This window comes from Aquamicrobium sp. LC103, assembly GCF_001014615.2.
Lineage (GTDB): Bacteria > Pseudomonadota > Alphaproteobacteria > Rhizobiales > Rhizobiaceae > LBCQ02.
This window is the reverse complement of the sequence record NZ_LBCQ02000005.1, coordinates 104,411-123,402: the sequence shown is the minus strand read 5'-3', so window position 1 is coordinate 123,402 and position 18,992 is coordinate 104,411. Positions and strand designations below refer to the sequence as shown.

The 18,992-nt window shown below is 60.7% G+C and carries 18 protein-coding genes; 7 read left to right on the top strand and 11 right to left on the bottom strand.

Translation table 11 applies throughout. The annotated features are described in order from the left end of the window. Nucleotides 1-5: 5 nt before the first annotated feature. On the bottom strand, nucleotides 6-1,520 hold the full coding sequence (locus XW59_RS11235) for an NAD(P)/FAD-dependent oxidoreductase (protein ID WP_047145203.1): 1,515 nt from the start codon (nucleotides 1,518-1,520) through the stop codon (nucleotides 6-8). A gap of 146 nt (nucleotides 1,521-1,666) precedes the next feature. Between XW59_RS11235 and XW59_RS11230 the strand changes: the two genes are divergently transcribed. After that, nucleotides 1,667-2,557: an alpha/beta hydrolase gene (locus XW59_RS11230; protein WP_052958129.1), complete on the top strand. Its 891-nt coding sequence runs from the start codon at nucleotides 1,667-1,669 to the stop codon at nucleotides 2,555-2,557. Nucleotides 2,558-2,580: 23 nt separating this feature from the next. Here the strand turns inward: XW59_RS11230 and XW59_RS11225 are convergent, their stop codons facing one another. The 8 genes from XW59_RS11225 to XW59_RS11190 all read right to left on the bottom strand — a co-directional run bounded on the left by XW59_RS11225 (nucleotide 2,581) and on the right by XW59_RS11190 (nucleotide 12,261). After that, nucleotides 2,581-3,567 carry an oligopeptide/dipeptide ABC transporter ATP-binding protein gene (locus tag XW59_RS11225; RefSeq protein ID WP_047145204.1) on the bottom strand — a complete coding sequence of 329 codons (987 nt, stop codon included), beginning with the start codon at nucleotides 3,565-3,567 and terminating at the stop codon, nucleotides 2,581-2,583. 14 nt (nucleotides 3,568-3,581) lie between these two features. Next, entirely contained in the window at nucleotides 3,582-4,556 is a 975-nt protein-coding gene (locus XW59_RS11220; protein WP_047145327.1) for an ABC transporter ATP-binding protein, read from the bottom strand. Next, complete coding sequence (locus XW59_RS11215) at nucleotides 4,556-5,470, bottom strand: ABC transporter permease (RefSeq protein ID WP_082137544.1); 915 nt, start codon at nucleotides 5,468-5,470, stop codon at nucleotides 4,556-4,558. Before XW59_RS11215 ends, XW59_RS11220 begins: the two co-directional genes overlap by 1 nt. Continuing rightward, a complete protein-coding gene (locus XW59_RS11210) occupies nucleotides 5,463-6,416 on the bottom strand; it encodes an ABC transporter permease (protein ID WP_047145205.1) in 954 nt (317 codons plus the stop codon). The genes XW59_RS11215 and XW59_RS11210 overlap by 8 nt, the downstream gene beginning before the upstream one ends. 29 nt (nucleotides 6,417-6,445) lie before the next feature. After that, nucleotides 6,446-8,002: an ABC transporter substrate-binding protein gene (locus tag XW59_RS11205; protein WP_082137545.1), complete on the bottom strand. Its 1,557-nt coding sequence runs from the start codon at nucleotides 8,000-8,002 to the stop codon at nucleotides 6,446-6,448. 332 nt (nucleotides 8,003-8,334) lie between these two features. Beyond that, on the bottom strand, nucleotides 8,335-9,429 hold the full coding sequence (locus XW59_RS11200; protein WP_047145207.1) for an acyl-CoA dehydrogenase family protein: 1,095 nt from the start codon (nucleotides 9,427-9,429) through the stop codon (nucleotides 8,335-8,337). A gap of 7 nt (nucleotides 9,430-9,436) precedes the next feature. Next, complete coding sequence (locus tag XW59_RS11195) at nucleotides 9,437-10,636, bottom strand: acyl-CoA dehydrogenase family protein (protein WP_047145208.1); 1,200 nt, start codon at nucleotides 10,634-10,636, stop codon at nucleotides 9,437-9,439. Nucleotides 10,637-10,647: 11 nt separating this feature from the next. Beyond that, on the bottom strand, nucleotides 10,648-12,261 hold the full coding sequence (locus tag XW59_RS11190; protein ID WP_170990127.1) for an AMP-binding protein: 1,614 nt from the start codon (nucleotides 12,259-12,261) through the stop codon (nucleotides 10,648-10,650). Between the two features lie 639 nt (nucleotides 12,262-12,900). On the opposite strand from XW59_RS11190, the gene XW59_RS11185 reads away from it, so the two are divergent. Beyond that, a complete protein-coding gene (locus XW59_RS11185) occupies nucleotides 12,901-13,953 on the top strand; it encodes an AbrB family transcriptional regulator (protein WP_206077701.1) in 1,053 nt (350 codons plus the stop codon). Here the strand turns inward: XW59_RS11185 and XW59_RS11180 are convergent. Further along, complete coding sequence (locus XW59_RS11180; protein ID WP_047145211.1) at nucleotides 13,901-14,377, bottom strand: DUF1772 domain-containing protein; 477 nt, start codon at nucleotides 14,375-14,377, stop codon at nucleotides 13,901-13,903. The genes XW59_RS11185 and XW59_RS11180 overlap by 53 nt on opposite strands. A 115-nt stretch (nucleotides 14,378-14,492) precedes the next feature. Between XW59_RS11180 and XW59_RS11175 the strand changes: the two genes are divergently transcribed. Further along, nucleotides 14,493-14,972, top strand: a complete 480-nt coding sequence (locus tag XW59_RS11175) for a MarR family transcriptional regulator (protein ID WP_052958119.1) — start codon at nucleotides 14,493-14,495, stop codon at nucleotides 14,970-14,972. Nucleotides 14,973-15,063: 91 nt separating this feature from the next. On the opposite strand, the gene XW59_RS11170 is transcribed toward XW59_RS11175, so the two are convergent. After that, nucleotides 15,064-15,432: a thiamine pyrophosphate-dependent enzyme gene (locus XW59_RS11170; RefSeq protein ID WP_047145213.1), complete on the bottom strand. Its 369-nt coding sequence runs from the start codon at nucleotides 15,430-15,432 to the stop codon at nucleotides 15,064-15,066. Between the two features lie 83 nt (nucleotides 15,433-15,515). Here XW59_RS11170 and napE point away from each other — a divergent pair, with 83 nt between their 5' ends. The 4 genes from napE to XW59_RS11150 all read left to right on the top strand — a co-directional run bounded on the left by napE (nucleotide 15,516) and on the right by XW59_RS11150 (nucleotide 18,991). After that, a complete protein-coding gene (gene napE / locus XW59_RS11165) occupies nucleotides 15,516-15,713 on the top strand; it encodes a periplasmic nitrate reductase, NapE protein (protein ID WP_047145214.1) in 198 nt (65 codons plus the stop codon). Nucleotides 15,714-15,717: 4 nt separating this feature from the next. Further along, nucleotides 15,718-16,023, top strand: a complete 306-nt coding sequence (locus XW59_RS11160) for a chaperone NapD (RefSeq protein WP_047145215.1) — start codon at nucleotides 15,718-15,720, stop codon at nucleotides 16,021-16,023. Then, complete coding sequence (gene napA / locus XW59_RS11155; RefSeq protein WP_137327013.1) at nucleotides 16,020-18,521, top strand: periplasmic nitrate reductase subunit alpha; 2,502 nt, start codon at nucleotides 16,020-16,022, stop codon at nucleotides 18,519-18,521. Before XW59_RS11160 ends, napA begins: the two co-directional genes overlap by 4 nt. A gap of 68 nt (nucleotides 18,522-18,589) precedes the next feature. Beyond that, the gene (locus tag XW59_RS11150) at nucleotides 18,590-18,991 is read left to right on the top strand and encodes a nitrate reductase cytochrome c-type subunit (RefSeq protein ID WP_246666076.1); all 402 of its coding nucleotides are present in this window, start codon (nucleotides 18,590-18,592) and stop codon (nucleotides 18,989-18,991) included. Nucleotide 18,992 lies beyond the last annotated feature (1 nt).

Genomic DNA, 18,992 nt, shown 5'->3' with positions numbered 1-18,992 from the left:
CAAGGTCACTCGGCAGCGTCGAGCATGGCGTCGCCGGCGATCTGGCCAGGCGGTAGAATAACCCGCTCTCCACGGCTGAACCTGAGCGTGCCGTCATCGACCTTGCCACGCTTCAGCGTCTTGCGATCCCAGAAATAGTCCTGCTCATGAACCCATGGGAACGCCTTGCCGTGCTTCGGCAGCCTCGGCGCGGCACGCACTACATAGCCGGATATGAATTTCAGCGCACTGTTGACGTTCTTCAGATCGACTTCCGTCGCGGGCGGCACGACCTGGCGATAGCCCTTCCGCTGCATGAAATTCAGCAGCCGGCACGCAAAATCGGCAACCAGATCGACCTTCAACGTCCATGATGCGTTCGTATAGCCCGTGAAATAGACGAGGTTCGGCAGGTTCGAATACATGAACCCCTTGTAGATCAGCAGCTTCGACCGATCGACGGGCAGGCCGTCGACATAGACATTCATGCCGCCGAGCGATTCCATCACCAACCCGGTCGCAGTGATGACGATATCGGCCTCTATCTGGCTTCCGTCTTCCATCTCTAGCCCCGAGGAGGTGAAGCGGCGGATATGTCCGGTCACCATAGACGCCTTGCCATCCGAGAGCGCCTTGAACATATCGCCGTCCGGAACGGCACAGATACGCTGCTGGCCTGGCATATAGCTTGGCACGAAATGGGTTTTCCAATCGTAGTCCTTCGGCAACGCATGAGCCACTGCGCCAATCAGCATTTTGCGCGTGCCTTCCAGGTTTCTGGCCATCCGCTTGCGCCGCCGGGCACCGCCTATGATCGTGCGCCACCGGGTAATCGCGTAAGCCAGCTTTTCAGGCAGCCACCGACGCAATCCGTTGGCGAACCGGTCCTCGCCGGGACGCGACACCACATAGGTTGGCGACCGCTGGATCTGGTAGACATGCGCGGCCTTCCCCGCCAACGTCGGCGTCAAGGTTACTGCTGTCGCACCCGAGCCGATGACCGCAATCGTCTTGCCCTCGTAATCAAGGTCTTCCGGCCAGAACTGGGGATGAACGAGGATACCGCGGTAGTCGGAATAGCCCGGCCATTCTGGCAAATAGCCCTCATGATGCCGATAGTAGCCTGCGCAGGAAAACACGAAGCGGCTGGTGAGGTGCTGAACCCTGCCCTCGTGTTCGACTTCCAGCGTCCAGCACTGGTCGGCTGAAGAATATGACGCCGTCCGCACCGCATGATCGAAACGGATGTGTCTCAGGAGATCGTTTTCCTCGGCGGTTTCGCGAATGTAGCGAAGGATCGCGTCACCGTCGGCGATAGCCTTCGCCTCAGTCCATGGTTTGAACGCGTAACCCATCGTGTGCATGTCGCTGTCCGAACGAATGCCCGGATAGCGGAACAAGTCCCAGGTGCCACCGATACGCGGCTTGCTTTCCAGAATGGCGAAGGTCCTGCTTTGGCAACGCACCTTCAGGTAGCGTGCGACACCGATCCCCGAAAGCCCAGCTCCAATGACCAGCACGTCAAACTGCGGCGTCGACATAAATCCTACTCCCATCCTGCCTTGCGAACCTCCGTATCAAAAACATACCGATAATTCAAATTATGTTTGAACAGCCGGCGGTTTTTTGTTTCCTTCGCAAAGGCAGCCGCCCCATGAGCGGAATTAACAAGCAGAGGAGAACGAGCGTGCCAAGATTGAAGATCGGAGATTTTTCGCTGCACTATGAGATTGAAGGAGAAGAAAAATCCTCTGATCTCATCCTTATCAGCGGCATAGGCACTCAGCTTATCTGGTGGAGCGAGAGTTTCGTCGCCGCGTTGGCCGATCGCGGATTCCGCGTGATCCGCTTGGACAACCGCGACGTCGGATATTCCGATGGGCACGACCATCTAGGCATACCAGATATTCAATCAATGATTTCGGACCGAGTTGCTGGCCTTCCACTCCACCCCCCATATCGCCTTGAGGACATGGCTTCAGATACTGCCGCGCTATTATGCGGACTCGGCGTCGAACGCGCGCATGTCGTGGGGGGCTCGATGGGCGGGATGATCGCGCAGTTGATGGCGCTCGACCATCCCGGGAAAGTGGCTTCGCTGGTCTCCATCATGTCAACCACCGGCAACCCGGGACTGCCTGCCGCCACACCCGCTGCTCAGTCGGTTTTGTTTCGCCCCCGCATGTCGCCGCAAGCCGATCGCGAAGCGTATCTTCAGGCATCCGTCGACGCCGCACAGGTTCTGGGGAGCCCCACCTATCCCGAATGCAGTGAGAAGCTTCGCGCCAATGCCGCCGCTGCGCTGGACCGAGCCTATCGCCCCGCGGGTTTCGTCCGCCACTACGCGGCGATCATCTCGGCAAGGGACCGCCGCGAACGTCTGAAAGGCCTGAACCTCCCCGCGACAGTGATTCATGGCGGCGCCGATCCGCTGATACGGCCCGAAGCGGGTCGCGATACCGCGGCCAATATTCCCAATGCCGAATATATCGAGTTCCAAGGCATGGGGCACAATATTCCAACCGCGCTCGAAGGTGAGATCGCTGACGCGATCGCTCGCACCGCCGCGCGTGCATAGCGCACGCAGCATGACACGGGACGCTACGCGCCCACGAGGGGATGGTGGCATGCCACCATCTGCCCCTGGCGAACCGGGCGCATCGTCGGCACCTCGGCAGCGCAGCGCTCCGTTGCCTTCGGACAACGGGTGCGAAACCGGCAGCCGGTTGGCGGATTCATCGGCGAGGGCAACTCACCCGGCACCATCTGAACCGGATTGGGTTCCAGATCGGGATCCGGCCGCGGCACGGCGCTGATCAGCGCGCGCGTATATGGATGTGCCGGTCGGTCATATATCGCATCCGCGTCTGCAAGCTCGCACATCGTTCCGAGATACATCACCACGACACGATCCGACACGTGCCGCACGACGGCCAGGTCATGGCTGATGAACAGCATGGTAAGGCCGAATTCACAGCGAATGTCCTGTAGGAGATTGAGTATCTGTGCCTGGACCGACACGTCCAGCGCCGACACGGCCTCGTCGCAGACTAGAAGCTCGGGGTTCAAGATGAGGGCCCGGGCAATGGAGATGCGCTGACACTGACCACCGGAGAACTCGTGCGGCTTGCGCTCCAGCGTCTGCGCACCGTTCAGCCCCACGCGCTCGAGCATACTAATCAGACGAGCGTCACGGTCGGCGCAAGTTTCGCGAATGCCGGCGATTTCCAGCGGAGCGGCCAGTATCTGACGGATGGTGTGGCGCGGGTTCAATGCCGCGATCGGGTCCTGAAACACGATCTGAAATCGACGCCTCGCCTGCTGCAAGGCGCGACCGCGCAAACTTGTCAGGTCGGTATTGCCCAGCGTCACCTGCCCGTCGCTGGGGCGAGGAAGCTGCATAATCGCGCGCGCTGCCGACGATTTACCGCAACCGGATTCTCCGACTAGGCCAAGCGTTTCGCCCTGGTTCAAAGCGAAGCTCAGATCCGAAACGGCCTGTATCGTGCGGCCGCGATCGAGCACATATGTAACGCGCAGCTTGTCTACCGTCAGAAAGGGCTCACCTGTTCGCGCGGGTGCGTTCATCGCGGCTTCCGTAGTCAGAGAGGATGCCAACAGGCAAAATGGTGTTGGCCGGTGCCTGCCAACGGTGGAGCGGTCATGTCACATTTGTCCGAAGCGAACCGGCATCGTGGACGAAAGCTGCACCCGGAAGGAGGATCGACGAGATCCGGCGGTCGCCCCCCGATTGCTTCGAGTCGTCCTCGGCGCCCACCGTCGATCTGCGGAATCGAGGCAAGCAGTGCCGAGGTATAGGGCATGCGCGTCTGGTGGAACAGATCGCGCACCGGAGCGCGTTCGACGATGCGCCCCGCATACATCACCGCGACTTCATCGGCGCGAGCCGCGACGATACCCATGTCGTGGGTGATCAGGATCATCGACATCTGCCGTTCGCGCACCTGGCGCTGCAACAGGTCGAGAATCTCCGCCTGAACCGTGACATCGAGAGCCGTGGTGGGTTCGTCGGCAATCAGCAGGGACGGTTCGCAGGCAATGGCAATGGCGATAGCAACCCGCTGCCGCATGCCGCCGGAAAGCTGGTGCGGATACTGATCTACCCGAGTAGCGGGCTGCGGCATACCGACGGTGGCCAAAAGCTCGATCGCCCTGCAGCGCGCGGTCGCCTTGGTCATGCCCATGTGGAAGATCAATACCTCGACAATCTGTGACCCGATGGTCATGGTCGGGTTGAGCGAAGTCATCGGGTCCTGAAACACGATGGCTGCCTGCCGGCCTCGCAGCTTGCGCATCGAGCGTTCGGGGAGCCGTGTCAGGTCGTTGCCGTTGAGAACGACCCGGCCTTCGGGCCCGGTCTCCGCGTTTCTCGGCAACAGACCCAGAATCGAGCGAGACAGCACCGACTTACCGCTGCCGGATTCACCGACGATTGCCAAAGTCCGCCCTTGCTCCAGGCGGAAGGACACGCCATCAACTGCTTGCAGCATGCCGCGCGCCGTTGGGAACGCGGTGCGTAGGTCCAGTACCTCGAGCACCGGGGGACGATCATGCATCATATTGCTCCGCTGCGTCCGCCGGAAACGCGCTTGCGCATGGCATCGCCGGCAAGGTTGAAACTGAGCACGGTCAGAAACATCACAGCGGTCGGGACGAGGCTGAGATGTGGAGAGGCTTCGAGATACTCGCGCCCTTCAGAAATCATTCCGCCCCAACTCGGGGTCGGTGCCTGTACCGAAAGGCCTAGAAAACTCAGTGACCCTTCAACGACGATCGCGATCGGTATGTCGATCATCACGAAGGCGAGCAGCGGCCAGATGATATTGGGAAACACCTCCCGCGTGATGATGCGGAGATCCGACGCACCGAGCGCCCGGGCCGCAATCACATATTCGCGCCCCGTACAGGTCAAGGTTGCAGCACGCGTGATGCGCGCAGCCGACGGAATGAACAGCAGGCCGAGAGACAGGCAGACCATGAAGAGGCTGCCGCCGTAGAGCACCGAAAAGAGCAGCAGGATCACCAGACCCGGAATGGCCAACCAACTGTCGATGGCGATTCCTATGATCTCGTCGACCCAGCCGCGATAGTAGCCAGCGGCCAGTCCTAGCACGAGGCCGATCCCGACGCCGATGGCGGGTGCAGTGAAGCCCACGGTAAGCGATACGCGCGCACCATATATCACGCGGCTGAGGACATCGCGCCCCAAGGGATCGGTTCCCAGAATATGGTTCTCCGACCCGATTGGCGCCTTGAGCGCCATCCAGTCAGATTCGTCAGGAGCGACCAGCCCCAGCAGAGGCGCAAAAGCGGCAACGACGATCACCAGCGTGAGCCAGCTGGCCGACAGCCAGAAAACGACACCAAGCCCTCGGGAGCGACGATGCTCGGCGATGGCGCGGGCATGGCGGTCGGATGGAGCCGCGCTGGCACGGCCTTCGACAGGACGCAGCGAGGCAAGGTCAACCATGAGCCCGAGCCTCCCTCACGCGTGGATCAAGCCAGGCATAAGCGAGATCGACGAGGAAATTGACGATCACATATGTCAGGGCGAAGAAGGTCACGCAGCCCTGTATCACGATCAGGTCGCGCGTATAGACGGCATGGATCAGCAGCCGCCCGATTCCCGGAATACCGTAGATCTGCTCGAGAATGATCGCACCGCCGAGAAGACGCGCCACCTGCAACCCAAGAATGGTGACCAGGGAAAAGCTGGACGGCCGCAGGGCGTGCGCGAGGAGCACGCGGGTGGTGCTCATGCCCTTGGCGCGGGCCAGCGAGATGTAGTTTTCCTGCAGCGTCGTTATCATTTCAGCCCGCAGAGTGCGCATGAGTACGGTCCACTCCACGAGCGCCAGGCTCAGCGCGGGCAGGATCATCGGCTTCAGGTTCGCCCAAAGGCCCGCACTGAGCGGCTCGTACCCCGTCGCCGGCAGCCATCCGAGATGGAGCGAGAAGAAGTAGATCAACAGAATGGCCGTCATGAAGCCGGGCATCGAGACGCATGCGAACCCCAGGGACGTGATGAACCTGTCGGCCCAGCCATTCGGGCGCCAAGCACTGAGAATGCCGGCCGGAACAGCGATTGCCAGGGCCATGACCTGCGCCAGAAGCATCAACTCTAACGAGATCGGCACGCGTTCGATGATCATGCTCCAGACGGATTCACCCGTCAGCAGCGACCGCCCCCAGTCACCCTGCGCAAGCCGCGTCAGCCACTCCAGATAGCGCAACACGACCGGCTGATTGAGCCCAAGTTCCTCACGTATCTCAGCGATTTCGGCCTCGGAGGCATCCATGCCGCCGATTTGATAGGCCACGTCGCCCGGCAGCACGCTCACCAGCAGGAAGGTGGAGAACGTAACGACCAGCAGAACGATCAGCAGGCGCTGAACCCTGCCCAGAAGGTACCGCATCGTTTCCCCTTCTCGCTGCTATCCGGAAATCAATCGCCGAGGCTGACGCGGGTCACGTCAATGATGCCTCGCCACGGCTTCGGCAGGTTCTGAACCCGCTGGTTCGTGAACACATGATAGCGCCCGCCGCCACGATAGATGACCGCGACTTCCTCGTTCATATGGCTGATGACCTCGCATTGATACTTCACGCTCTCCTCCCGCGTGGCGGCCAGACGCATCTTTTCCGCGACATCATCCATCTCCGCCGTCGAGACCCCGCTCTGGTTGGTTTCCGAGCTCGAATGCACCGCCGAGAACAGCTGCGGCGCCATGTCCGCCGAATCCGGGAACCGCCAGCCCACGATGTCATAGTCATGGGTGTAGTAGCGCCGCATCAGGGTGGACTGATCTACCGGCTCCAGCACAACCCGAATGCCGACCTGCTTGAGCATCTGCTGCATGAGCTCGCCCAGTTCGCGACCGCGTGCGGTGGCGGTGTGAACGAAGGTCAGTGAAATCTGCTGCCCGTATTCGGCCATCAGCGCCTTGGCTTTTGCCGGATCGAATTGCCGGTAATTGTCCGGACCACAATCGACGCTTTGGCCCAGGGGATGGCTGACGACAGGGCGGGTGTTTTGCCAAGACACCTGGACCAGTGCAACCTGATTCCACGCATGGGCGACAGCAGCGCGAACGCGCTTGTCGTCCAACGGCGCCTTTCGTGCATTCAGCACGATGGTTTCAGCTCCCGCGCCATCGACGACGTAGGCGTTCAACTTCGGATCTTTTTCCGCCTCATGGATCGTCTGGCCGCGATCGGTCCATATCACGTCAATCTCGCCCGATTTCAGCGAAGCGAAACGGGTCTGAGTGTCGGGAAGGAAACGAAACACCACTTCGTCGAGGCTGATCTCGTCCGCCGCCCAATAATCGGCGAACCGCTCCGCCACAATGCGGTCGCCAGAGGACCACCGCGCCATGCGGAACGGTCCGGTGCCAACCGGATTTCGATTCTGCTCACCGCTGTCCACGGCCTTGTGCGAAGGAATCGGACCACTCATTCCAGTGTTGGCAAGAACCAGCGGGAGCGAGGGCCAAGGATGCTTCAGGTGGAATTCGACGGTGTGGGGGTCGACTTCAACAACCCTGCTGATCACCGAAATCGTGGCGCGCGCGGCAGCCTTCTGCGCAGGGTCCAACGCACGGTTGAAATGATGCGCGACGTCCGTGGCTGTAAAATCCGACCCGTCGTGGAACTTCACGTCCTTGCGCAGTTTGAACGTCCAGACAGTCTGGTCGTCGCTTATCTCCCAGCTGACCGCCAGCAGCGGCTCGGGCTCGCCCTTCTCGTAATTGTAGCGCAACAGCGGTTCCTGGATCGCACGCATGGTGATCTCGCCTGCCGGATCGAGCGAACCACCATGCACGGTGTCGAACCCGCGCAGCTCCGATTCCAGGCCCACGGACAGAGAACCTCCCGCGGCTGCGATTGACGGCACCGCGGCAAGCACTGCGCACGCAAGCAAGCCTGCGCAAAATCGCTGCAAGAAATGATTGACGGCAAGCAGGCGAACGCTCGCCTCAACTGCGGGACGCGTTGACATCAGATAGTCCTCCCAGACTTCCCATTCTTCAAACGGGTGCGAGACACGTTTACGCAATCGCACCGGAATTGCTATACCCAATCTTCAAAAAAATATTTCTCCCGCTCGCTTTTTCGAATACCTCAGCGATGAATTCATGAGAATTCCTTTTACTCAAGCTAATACCGTGCATCGCTCGCCCGCAGCTCGATCCACCAACCGTCGCGCGAATAAACATACCGTAGCTTCTACGATAAGCACACAGCAACCAACGCGATTGCACTTTTAGGCGAAGCAAGCTAGCTGCAACCCCCGTCCGTCGCTTCCCATCGACCCGACGCGGAAACGGTCTGTCAGGCGGCCAGTCCGCCAGCGGCCGCAAGGCGGTCCAGGTGATGATCGAGATCTCCGAAAGACAACTCAATCATCGTCAATCGTTTGAAGTAGTGGCCGATCGCCAGTTCCATGGTCATGCCAATCCCGCCATGAAGCTGAATCGCCGCTTGCCCGATGCTTCGTGCTGATCGATTGATTTGTACCTTGGCTGCAGACAGGGCTCGTTCGCGCAGAGCGGCATCGGCTTGCTCACAGTTCATCGCTGCGAAAAACGCCATCGACCGCGCTTGCTCCAGCGCGATGACCATATCGGCCGCCTGATGTTGCAGAGCCTGAAACTTGCCAATGACCGTTCCAAATTGCTGGCGAGTGCGCAAATATTCCACGGTCTGCTCCAGGCAGCTTTCCATCGCGCCCACCGCCTCCGCACAAATAGCGGCTAGCGCCGTTGCGCGAGCCCGATCGAGCAATCCGCCGGCATCGCTTGCCGCCAGCCTTTGTGCCACCGCATCCTTGAACGTGATCTTGGCGCTCCGTCGTCCGTCCTGGGTTGGATAGCCCCGACGGGTTACACCCGCTCGCTCTCCTTCAATGAGAAAAAGCGCCAAGCCTTTTCCGGTCTCAGCCGGCAGGATCAACCAGTCCGCCTCACCGCCCCAGGGTACCAGCGACGCGTTTCCCGTAAGTCGCCATTCGCCGCCGGTCGATGCCGCCTGCACCAAGTCTGCCGATTCCTGCCGCGCAGCGACGGTGCAGATCGCCCGACCCTCCATGATGTCCCCGCGCAAAGCCGTGACAACGCCGCCGCCGTCTTCGGAGAGCAGTACTGGCGCCAGCACGCATGTTTCGAGGAAAGGCTCAGCCGATAGCGCCCTGCCGAGCTGCCGCATGACCAGCATCGTATCCACCGGGCCGCCGCCTATTCCACCCTGTTTTTCGTCGAACGGAAGCGCCAGAAGCCCAAGCCGGGCGAATTCTGCCCAAAGCTCCGGGCTCCAGCCCGGAGCGCGAGACGACAAGCGTCGCCGTGTCTCAAAATCGGCGTGGTCGGCCAGCAACCGCGCCAGGGAATCGTCGAGCATCCGCTGTTCGTCGCTTAGATCGAAATTCATGGTCAGCTCACAATCCCAGGATCAACTTGGCGATGATGTTCTTTTGCACCTCCGTCGCGCCCCCATAGATGGAGACCTTGCGGAGATTGAAATAGAGTGAGGGAGCGGCGTCCGCCCAGGACGGGCCCGGCGCCAACGCCCGTATGGCCTCGTCCCCCTGCGGCCAGGGCAAGGCGGCCGTACCGGCGATATCCAGCATCAACTCGGAGGTGCGCTGCTGAATTTCAGCCCCCTTGATCTTGAGCACCGAAGATGCGGGATCAGGCGTCCCGCTGTTACCGCGGCTCGCCTCCGCCGCCAGAAGCCGCAGGGCCGTCAGTTCCAGCGCCTTCAGTTCCACCTCAAGGCCGATGAATCTGTCGAGGAAACGCGCATGCTCGATCAGGGGACGGCCATCGCGAATGCAGGTGGAGGCAGCATCGCGGATCAGACGCATGCGGCCCTTGGAGATGCCGATGCGGGCGATACCGACACGCTCATTGCCCAGCAGGAACTTGGCGTAATCCCAACCCTTGCCCTCCTGCCCGACCAATGCATCGCCCGGGATGCGCACGTTGTCGAAGAACACCTCGTTGACCTCGCAGCCGCCATCGATGGTCTGGATCGGCCGCAAAGTAATACCCGGCGTCTTCATATCTATGAGGAAAAACGAGATGCCTTCCTGCTTCTTCGCAGCGGGTTTTGTGCGGGCAAGGACGAAGATCATGTTGGCGTACTGACCGTAGGTGGTCCAGGTCTTTTGTCCGTCGATCACCCAGCCGTCGTCGTTACGAACGGCACGCGTTTTCAATGAGGCGAGATCGGACCCTGCGCCCGGTTCGGAAAAGCCCTGGCACCACCAGTCCTCCATCGACGAAATACGCGGCAGATATCTGGCCTTCTGCTCAGCGCTGCCGAACGTGTAGATTACTGGCCCGACCATATTGACCCCGAAGCTGAGAAGATCCGGCGCCGGCGCAGCCTGGCATTCCTCGATGAAGATGTATTGCTGGATCGGGCCCCAGCCGGGTCCGCCATACTCCGCTGGCCAGCGTGGCGCGCCCCAGCCGCGGGCATGCAGAATGCGCGACCATGCGACGATCATGTCGCGGGTCGGCGATCGGAAGCTCTCCATGTGTCGACGGGTCGCCTCAGGTAGATTATCCTGGATGAAGCAGCGCACGTTCTGGCGAAAGGCTTCTTCCTCTCTAGTAAAACTCAGATCCAACTGGCTCTCCGTCAGTTCGAAATTGTAGCGCGGCGCTCTTGTTCCTGCGCGCGCAGTTCCAGCCGCGATGTCTTGCCCACGGCCGTTCGCGGTAGGGTGGAACGAAACTCGAGTTGTTGCGGCATCTCGTGACGTCCCAGACGCTCGGCCAGGAATTCGCGCAACTCTTCCAGCGAGAACTCGGCTGCGCCTTCACGCAATACGACGAACGCCTTGGCGGCCTCGCCTCGATATGAATCAGGAATGCCGATCACGGCGACATCGGCCACAGCGGAATGCTCATGCACCGCCTTCTCGATCGCGACCGGATAGACGTTGAACCCGGACGAGACGATCATGTCCTTCTTGCGATCGACGATGTAGAAGTAGCCGTCTTCGTCCATGTAGCCGATATCACCCGTCATTAGCCAGCCATCGATAAAGGCCGCGCGCGTTTCTTCGGGGCGTTTCCAATAACCACGCGTCACGCTTGGACCGCGCACACGAAGCTCGCCGTGTTCGCCGGGCCTCAGCAGCCGGCGCGGATCGTCAACTGCAACAATCTGGACGTCGATGCCCGGGACCGGTATGCCGACGGTGCCATCCTTTCCCGGCGGCAGCATCGGCGGAATGTTGATGCCTACCGGCGATGTTTCGGTCATGCCCCCCCCCCCGCGAATGTTGACGCCCATCAATTCCTTGACGCGGCCCGCCACGGCCACCGGCAGGGGCGCTCCTCCCGATATCGCGTAGTTGATGGAGGATAGGTCCTTGTCTTCGAGGCCGGGCTGTTGCAGCAGATTGATCCACATGGTCGGCACGCCACCAAACGCGGTGATGCGTTTCTCATGGATCAGATCCAACGCCTCAGAAGCATCGAAACGTTGACGCAGATAGATGCTGGCGCCTTCGGACAAACGACGTAGCAGACTCGTGGTTAGCCCGAAAATGTGAAAGAGCGGCGTATAGACAAGCACCCGTTGATCCGGACCGAACTGCGGCTCGCTGCGAAACAGTTCGCTGTAGCTCTGCACCGCTGCCGCAATATTGCGTTGGCTGAGGATCGCGGCCTTGGGCTCTCCTGTTGTACCCCCCGTATATTGAAGAAGCGCTACATCTTCGGGAGCGACCGCCACGTCTGGCAGTGCAGCGCCCTTATGCTCGGCGATCAGATCGGCATACCGCAGGGTTTGATCCGGCAATTTCGCAGCCGGAGTGGTCACTGCATCGTCGCACGTCACGGAAACAAGGCCGGAGAACCGCTGCTGTAACGCCGAGATACGAGACAGGTAGCCATCGCCATTCGCCGTGACGACCCAACGCGCGCCACTATCGGCTATCTTGTGCGCCAATTCACGAGGCGCATCGAGAGGCGAGAGGTTGACCACCGTCGCCCCTGCCGCCAGCACCGCCAGGAACCATACAGGCTGCCAGTTCGTGTTCGGCAGATAGAGCGCGATGACATCGCCGCGCCCAATTCCGCGGGCGCGCAGCGCAACCGCAGTTTCGGCGATACGCGCATACAAATCGGCATAGGTCCACTGCTCGCCGTAATAATCGATCGCGAGTCGCGACGGATGATTGGCCCAGCTGCACCGCAGCAATTCATTCAACGTACCGACGGGCGGATTGTAGTCGGCGCGCACGCCCCGGGGCAGCAGATGCGACCAGGGTCTCACTTCCCCACTAGACCGCATCCGATCTCCTTCTCGACGGAATCAGAAAACTCGTCATCATAAATTCAAATACTTAGTATGTTTCTACATCCATTACCACAAGACCCACGCATTCGCACACACGCGACGCTCAAACCTCACCCTGCCCCGGATTCCAAACAGACAAAAACGCATGCGCAGGACCTCCGTCCGCGATCGATCGCGCCCACCAAAATTGAGAGACACGTCGTTTGACACAACCAGTATTGCGTGTAATTTCCCTTGTCAATCAGCTTGATGGTGGTTCTCAGGCGCCAGAATTCGTCCCGGGCGCTCGCAAAAGACAAGCCTATACAATGCGGAAAGAGGCCGCCCGATCGTGACTGCGTTTTTCAGCTTCTTGATCAAAACCGGACCGCATCCCGCAGCTCCCACGGACTTCGCCTCAGCCAGAAAAAAAGAATATTTGAGTATTCAGTATGTATCTGTCGGCACCTCGCCCCCCTCCATCTTCTGTTTCGGCGCGCTGTCGAGATGACCCGGTTTCGGCTTCTCTGGGGTCACACTCATCCCCGCACTGTGCTTGCGACCATCACACTGGCCATTACGGGAGGCGCTTTTGCCGCGTGGTTGAACCTGCCGCTCGCTTGGCTGCTAGGATCGGTCGTCGCAGTCGGCCTGGTCGCAGCGCTCGGCATCAGGATCGGCCCCGACAGCCCGGATCTCCCCCCGCTCGCGCGCGCAATAGCCATTCCGCTCATAGGAACCGGGATCGGCGCCGGCTTCACGCCGGCCATCGTCGCGGAGATGCCGCGCTGGTGGATCACGATCCTCGCGCTGTTGATATTTCTGCCGGTGTTGCATCATTTGGTGTACCGGCTGTTTCTGCTCTCGCCTCATGTTTCCAGGCCAACCGCCTGGTACTCCGCCGTACCCGGCGGTCTGGTGGAGTCGATCGAACTCGGCCAGGCTGCCGGCGGCGACGTGCAAATGATGACCATGCTGCATGTGCTGCGAATGATCGCATGCGTCGTGCTGGTGCCGTTCGGCCTTGCCCTCGTTTCAGGGCTGGATACGGCCAGCGTTGTGGCTGGGTCCGATTCGGCCAGCGATCTTGTATGGTGGCGCAACGTGATCGAAGGCGTCGCCATAACACTGGCCGGCGTCATCACAGGCCGGTTCGCGCGCCTACCAGCGGCGAGTTTTTTCGGTCCATTGCTTGTCAGCGCGGTCTGCCACGCTAGCGGCCTGTCTTCCGCCACGATCTCCGTTTGGGTGATTGTCGCGGCTCAGATCGTTATAGGCGCGAGCCTCGGTGCACGGTTCGAAGGCATATCTTCCAGCAAGCTGATGCTTGCCATACGGCTCACCATGGTCAGTTCAGTCGCCACCTACGCGCTCGGCGCGCTTTTCGCGTGGACCCTGGCGAGACTGAGCGGCATCAACGCATACGCCATATTCCTCGCATACGCGCCCGGCGGGATAATAGAAATGTCATTGATAGCGATGGCGATGCAGCTCAATCCGATTTTCGTGTCAACCCACCATCTGCTACGCATCATGGTCGCTATGGTGGGAATGCGTTTGGTACACCCTAAGGAGCACACCCTGGACCCCTTACACTTGGGCGCTACGCCTGAAGAGGTTTCGTGTGAGCCGGACCGATCAGAGACAGAGCCTTGAGCGCCAGCAGCCACGCCAGAATCGACAGGACATGACGCCCGTGGTTGAGGAGCGTCCATGTCTCGAGGGTTGAAGCAACCACTGCCCCTGCGTCGCCGGTCTGCCCCTGGAGCCAGACCATGGTCGGTATGAAGTATGCGAATGTCGCGATGCGCTCCATGACCGAGACCACCAGCGCTGCAAGCCACCACGGCCGTACCGGTCCCACCGAACGCCATGAGAAGTAAAGGCCGGCGAGCACCAGAAGCGTCAATGGGCCAGTGGTGACGAAGGCCCAGAACGCGATTCCTGTGTTGAGCCAGGTTTCGGGCGGGGTATCCCGCCAGATCGGCACCATGATCCGGGCTTCGTAGAGCCCGGCGCCGACACTGATTCCAAGGAAAATAACAAACAGCCAAAGGATTATGGTGGCTGGTTTTTGCATGGACACGCCTCTCTGGTTTCCTGCCGGATGACCACTTGACCAGCCGTCCGGAATCGACGAAATTTATTCGGAATATATATATTACGAAATTCGAGATATCAATATCGCAAAGCAATTGAGTGCAAAGGCGCAATCGCGCGCGGAGATTCTCGATGCCCTTCAGCGCGCTCAGCGCCTGCAGGGCGCCCATTCGACCGTGCATGGGGCAGCAATCGCTGCAAAGGTTGGGATCAACCCGGTCGATCTGGAATGTCTCGACCTCTTACAGATCTACGGCCCCTTGCCGGCGGGCCAACTCGCGGCGCACGCGGGTCTCAGTACCGCGACGATAACGACCATCGTCGATCGATTGGAGAGGTCAGGGTTCGTATTGCGGGACCGAAGTGGGCCAGACCGGCGCGTGGTCCTGATCCGTATGCTGCCGAAGGCGTTGCAGATGATCGGTCCCCACTATCGCCATCTGATGGAACGGCTGACCGCGATGCATGAGAAGTTCACGGACGAGGAGCTTGCTATCGTAGCGCGCTTCATCGAAGGCACGGCAAGTGCCGTGGGTGCAGCCGTCGAGGCTTTGCGCCACGAAACGGACAAATAACGAAGCAGTCGCTTGAAAGCAGGCAAACCGCCGCCATCGACACTCGGCCACACGGCACGGTAGCCATATCATTCCGCGAACTGCACATCGATCAGCATGGGGCCGTAAGCGGGCAGCGCCGTTGCCAGCGTGTCGCGAAGTTCCTCAATGTGGTGACGGCCTGCGCCTCCACTTCGAACCCTTTGGCTATGAAACACCCGTCGATTTCGGGTCGGTCGAGGCTCATCATGCCACTCGCCATTTTGCTTGGCTTGGCGCCGACCTTGGCATAGTCGCCGAGCAGGATTGCGTATGATTGGTTGTTCAGGATCAGCGTCGTGACCGGCAACCTTTCGCGGGCCTGTGTCCAGAGACCCTGGATGGTATGGGCTGCCGGCCCGCCCGCCTGAAGGGTAATCACGCGCCACGAGAACAACCAACCCTTCGTAGTCAAGGTCATGACCTCGAGCGAAAAAAACATTGAAAATACTACTTATTGCGATAACTTCTTCAACGGCTTGACGCTTTGCGGCGCACGACCGGTCCAAGGCACATGAGGAGATCATGACCCAGGACGACAGGCAGACGATATCGGACCTCGGTCCTTCGCCCGCCAGAGCGAGGCGAAGGGAGTTGCTGGCCTTTCTCGTTCTCGCATTCGGCATCTGGCCTGTCGTGGCTGTTGGTGTCGTCGGCGGCTACGGCTTCATCGTCTGGATGTATCAGATCGTATTCGGGCCGCCCGGCCCGCCGGGAGGGTGAGGCGATGAGCAACAGCCCCGGCATCACCCGCAGGTCGCTCCTGACGGGCGGGCTTCTCTCCCAACATCACATATCGAGCGCCGTGATCATCGCCCTTCCCGCGCGAAGGGAAGAGATCGGCAGACAACTCGCCTCGATACCGGGCGTTGAGGTCCATGCCAGCGAGACCAGCCGCATCGTCGTGACGATCGAGGGGCCGACCAGCGGCATGCTCGGAGAAACGCTGAACAACATCTCGATGATGGACGGCGTCATCTCCGCCAACATGGTCTTCGAACACGTCGAGCAATGGGAGGATGCAAATACATGACGGCATCCATCAACCGTCGCGACCTCCTGAAGGCGCATGCGGCCTCACTCGCTGCAGCTTCGGCGGGAATAGCGCTTCCCGCGGCAGCGCAGCCGGTCCCGGGCGGCGTAGAGGCCCTGGAGATCAAGTGGTCCAAGGCACCCTGCCGCTTTTGCGGCACGGGATGTGGTGTGATGGTCGGGGTGAAGGACGGCCACGTCGTCGCCACGCATGGTGACATGCAGGCGGAAGTCAACCGCGGCCTCAACTGCGTCAAGGGCTATTTCCTCTCCAAGATCATGTACGGCGCGGACCGACTGACCACGCCGCTCATACGCAAGCGCGACGGCGTCTACGACAAGGATGGCGAGTTCGAACCCGCCTCCTGGGACGAGGCGTTCGACCTGATGGCGGAGAAGTGCAAGGCCGTGCTGCGCGAGAAAGGCCCCGAGGCCGTCGGCATGTTCGGCTCCGGCCAATGGACGATCTTCGAGGGCTACGCCGCGACCAAGCTGATGCGGGCCGGCTTGCGATCGAACAATCTCGACCCCAATGCCCGCCACTGCATGGCCTCGGCGGCCTTCGCCTTCATGCGCACCTTCGGCATGGACGAGCCGATGGGCTGCTACGACGATTTCGAGCATGCCGACGCCTTCGTGCTATGGGGCTCGAACATGGCCGAGATGCACCCCGTTCTCTGGACGCGCGTCGCTGACCGCAGGCTCGGACATCCACATGTGCGCTGCGCCGTGCTGTCCACCTTCACGCACCGCTCGATGGATCTCGCCGACATCCCGATCGTCTTCAAGCCGGGTACCGACCTGGCGATACTGAACTACATCGCCAATCACATCATCCAGACCGGACGGGTCAACGAAGCCTTCGTGCGCGACCATGCCGTCTTCATGAGTGGCGCGACGGACATCGGATACGGACTTAGGCCCGACAATCCGGTCGAGATGGCGGCGAAAGGCGCGGCCGATCCCGGGAAAACCGAGCCAATCGACTTCGAAGCGTTCAAGACGATGGTGTCGGACTACACGCTCAAGATGGTGTCCGAACTGTCTGGGGTCGAACCGGAGTTCCTGGAGGAACTCGCCGAGCTGTACGCGAACCCCGACATCAAGGTGATGTCGCTCTGGACCATGGGCTTCAACCAGCATGTCCGCGGCGTGTGGGCCAACCAAATGGTCTATAACCTCCACCTGCTGACCGGAAAAATCTCGGAACCGGGCAACAGCCCCTTTTCACTGACAGGGCAACCGTCCGCCTGCGGCACGGCGCGAGAAGTTGGCACCTTCGCGCACCGGCTGCCGGCAGATATGGTGGTCACCAACCCCGAGCATCGCCACCACGCCGAGGAAATCTGGCGCCTACCGCAAGGGCTGCTGCCGGACAAGCCTGGCTTCCATGCCGTCCAGCAGGACCGGATGCTGAAGGACAGCATGCTCAATTTCTATTGGGTGCAGGTCAACAACAACGTCCAAGCCGCACCCAACAACAGCAACGAGACCTACCCAGGCTACCGCAATCCGGACAATTTCATCGTGGTCTCCGACGCCTATCCGACCGTCACAGCGCTCTCGGCGGACGTGATCCTACCTGCCGCCATGTGGGTGGAGAAGGAGGGTGCCTACGGTAACGCAGAGCGTCGTACCCACGTTTGGCATCAATTGGTGAACGCACCAGGCGAGGCGCGATCCGACCTCTGGCAACTTGTCGAATTCTCCAAACGCTTCGCAACCGAGGACGTCTGGCCAACCGAGATCCTGGACGCAAATCCCGGATATAAGGGCAAGACCCTGTTCGACGTTCTTTTCAGAAACGGCAAGGTCGACCGCTTCCCGCTCGCCGACCTCGACGGCGAGTATGAAAACCGGGAATCGCGCGAGTTCGGCTTCTACCTACAAAAGGGTCTATTCGAGGAATACGCGGAATTCGGCCGTGGCCACGGCCACGACCTCGCACCCTACGACGTCTATCACCAGGTACGGGGGCTCCGCTGGCCCGTCGTGGACGGCAAGGAAACGAAGTGGCGTTACCGCGAGGGACTCGATCCCTATGTGAAGGCCGGCGAGAATGTGAAATTCTACGGCAGGCCTGACGGCAAGGCAGTCATTCTGGCGGTGCCTTACGAGCCTCCCGCGGAATCCCCCAATGACGAATACGACATCTGGCTGGTGACCGGGCGTGTGCTCGAACACTGGCACTCGGGCTCGATGACCATGCGCGTGCCCGAACTCTACAAGGCCTTCCCCGGGGCCGTGTGTTTCATGAACGCCGACGATGCGCGGCGGCGCGGGATCAACCAGGGAGCCGAGGTCAGGGTCGTCTCGCGGCGCGGCGAGATCAGGGTCCGGGTCGAAACGCGCGGACGCAATCGCATGCCGCGCGGCGTGGTGTTCGTGCCCTGGTTCGACGCAAGCAAGCTCATCAACAAGGTCACCCTCGACGCCACCGATCCAATCTCCAAGCAGACGGATTTCAAGAAATGCGCGGTCAAGGTCATCCCGGTCTGACGCGCCGAGCGCGCGTAGCGCTTGCCGCCGGGGCGCTATTTGCGGCCGGCACCGCCGCGCTGGCGCAGATGTCGGCCGAGACAGTCCCTCCGCTTACCGGTGCCGCAAAGCCCATGGAGGAACTGCCGGCTGTTCCGACACCGAAGTGGACGGTCGACGACATCCGGCAGATGCGCGCCTATCCCGACCAACCACCCGTCATTCCGCATTCGATCGAAGGCTACCAGCTTTCGGTCAACACAAATCGTTGCCTTTCCTGCCACAAGCGCGAGTTCACGCAAGGGTCCGGCGCGCCGATGATCAGCGTCACGCACTACGTCACGCGCGAGGGCCAAATGCTCGCCGACGTTTCCCCGCGGCGCTATTTCTGTACGGCCTGCCATGTCCCGCAGGCCGACACCGGGCCCCTCGTAGGCAATACGTTCACAGATATGAGCAAGCTCGGAGTTGGCCACGCGGGAGACCAGTAGG

Bases quoted from the DNA above. Each gene is read 5' to 3' on its own strand.
- XW59_RS11235 (WP_047145203.1), bottom strand. From the start codon at position 1,520: ATGTCGACGCCGCAGTTTGACGTGCTGGTCATTGGAGCTGGGCTTTCG.
- XW59_RS11225 (WP_047145204.1), bottom strand. From the start codon at position 3,567: ATGAACGCACCCGCGCGAACAGGTGAGCCCTTTCTGACGGTAGACAAG.
- XW59_RS11220 (WP_047145327.1), bottom strand. From the start codon at position 4,556: ATGCATGATCGTCCCCCGGTGCTCGAGGTACTGGACCTACGCACCGCG.
- XW59_RS11215 (WP_082137544.1), bottom strand. From the start codon at position 5,470: ATGGTTGACCTTGCCTCGCTGCGTCCTGTCGAAGGCCGTGCCAGCGCG.
- XW59_RS11210 (WP_047145205.1), bottom strand. From the start codon at position 6,416: ATGCGGTACCTTCTGGGCAGGGTTCAGCGCCTGCTGATCGTTCTGCTG.
- XW59_RS11205 (WP_082137545.1), bottom strand. From the start codon at position 8,002: ATGTCAACGCGTCCCGCAGTTGAGGCGAGCGTTCGCCTGCTTGCCGTC.
- XW59_RS11200 (WP_047145207.1), bottom strand. From the start codon at position 9,429: ATGAATTTCGATCTAAGCGACGAACAGCGGATGCTCGACGATTCCCTG.
- XW59_RS11180 (WP_047145211.1), bottom strand. From the start codon at position 14,377: ATGCAAAAACCAGCCACCATAATCCTTTGGCTGTTTGTTATTTTCCTT.
- XW59_RS11170 (WP_047145213.1), bottom strand. From the start codon at position 15,432: ATGTTTTTTTCGCTCGAGGTCATGACCTTGACTACGAAGGGTTGGTTG.
- napE (WP_047145214.1), top strand. From the start codon at position 15,516: ATGACCCAGGACGACAGGCAGACGATATCGGACCTCGGTCCTTCGCCC.
- XW59_RS11160 (WP_047145215.1), top strand. From the start codon at position 15,718: ATGAGCAACAGCCCCGGCATCACCCGCAGGTCGCTCCTGACGGGCGGG.
- napA (WP_137327013.1), top strand. From the start codon at position 16,020: ATGACGGCATCCATCAACCGTCGCGACCTCCTGAAGGCGCATGCGGCC.
- XW59_RS11150 (WP_246666076.1), top strand. From the start codon at position 18,590: ATGTCGGCCGAGACAGTCCCTCCGCTTACCGGTGCCGCAAAGCCCATG.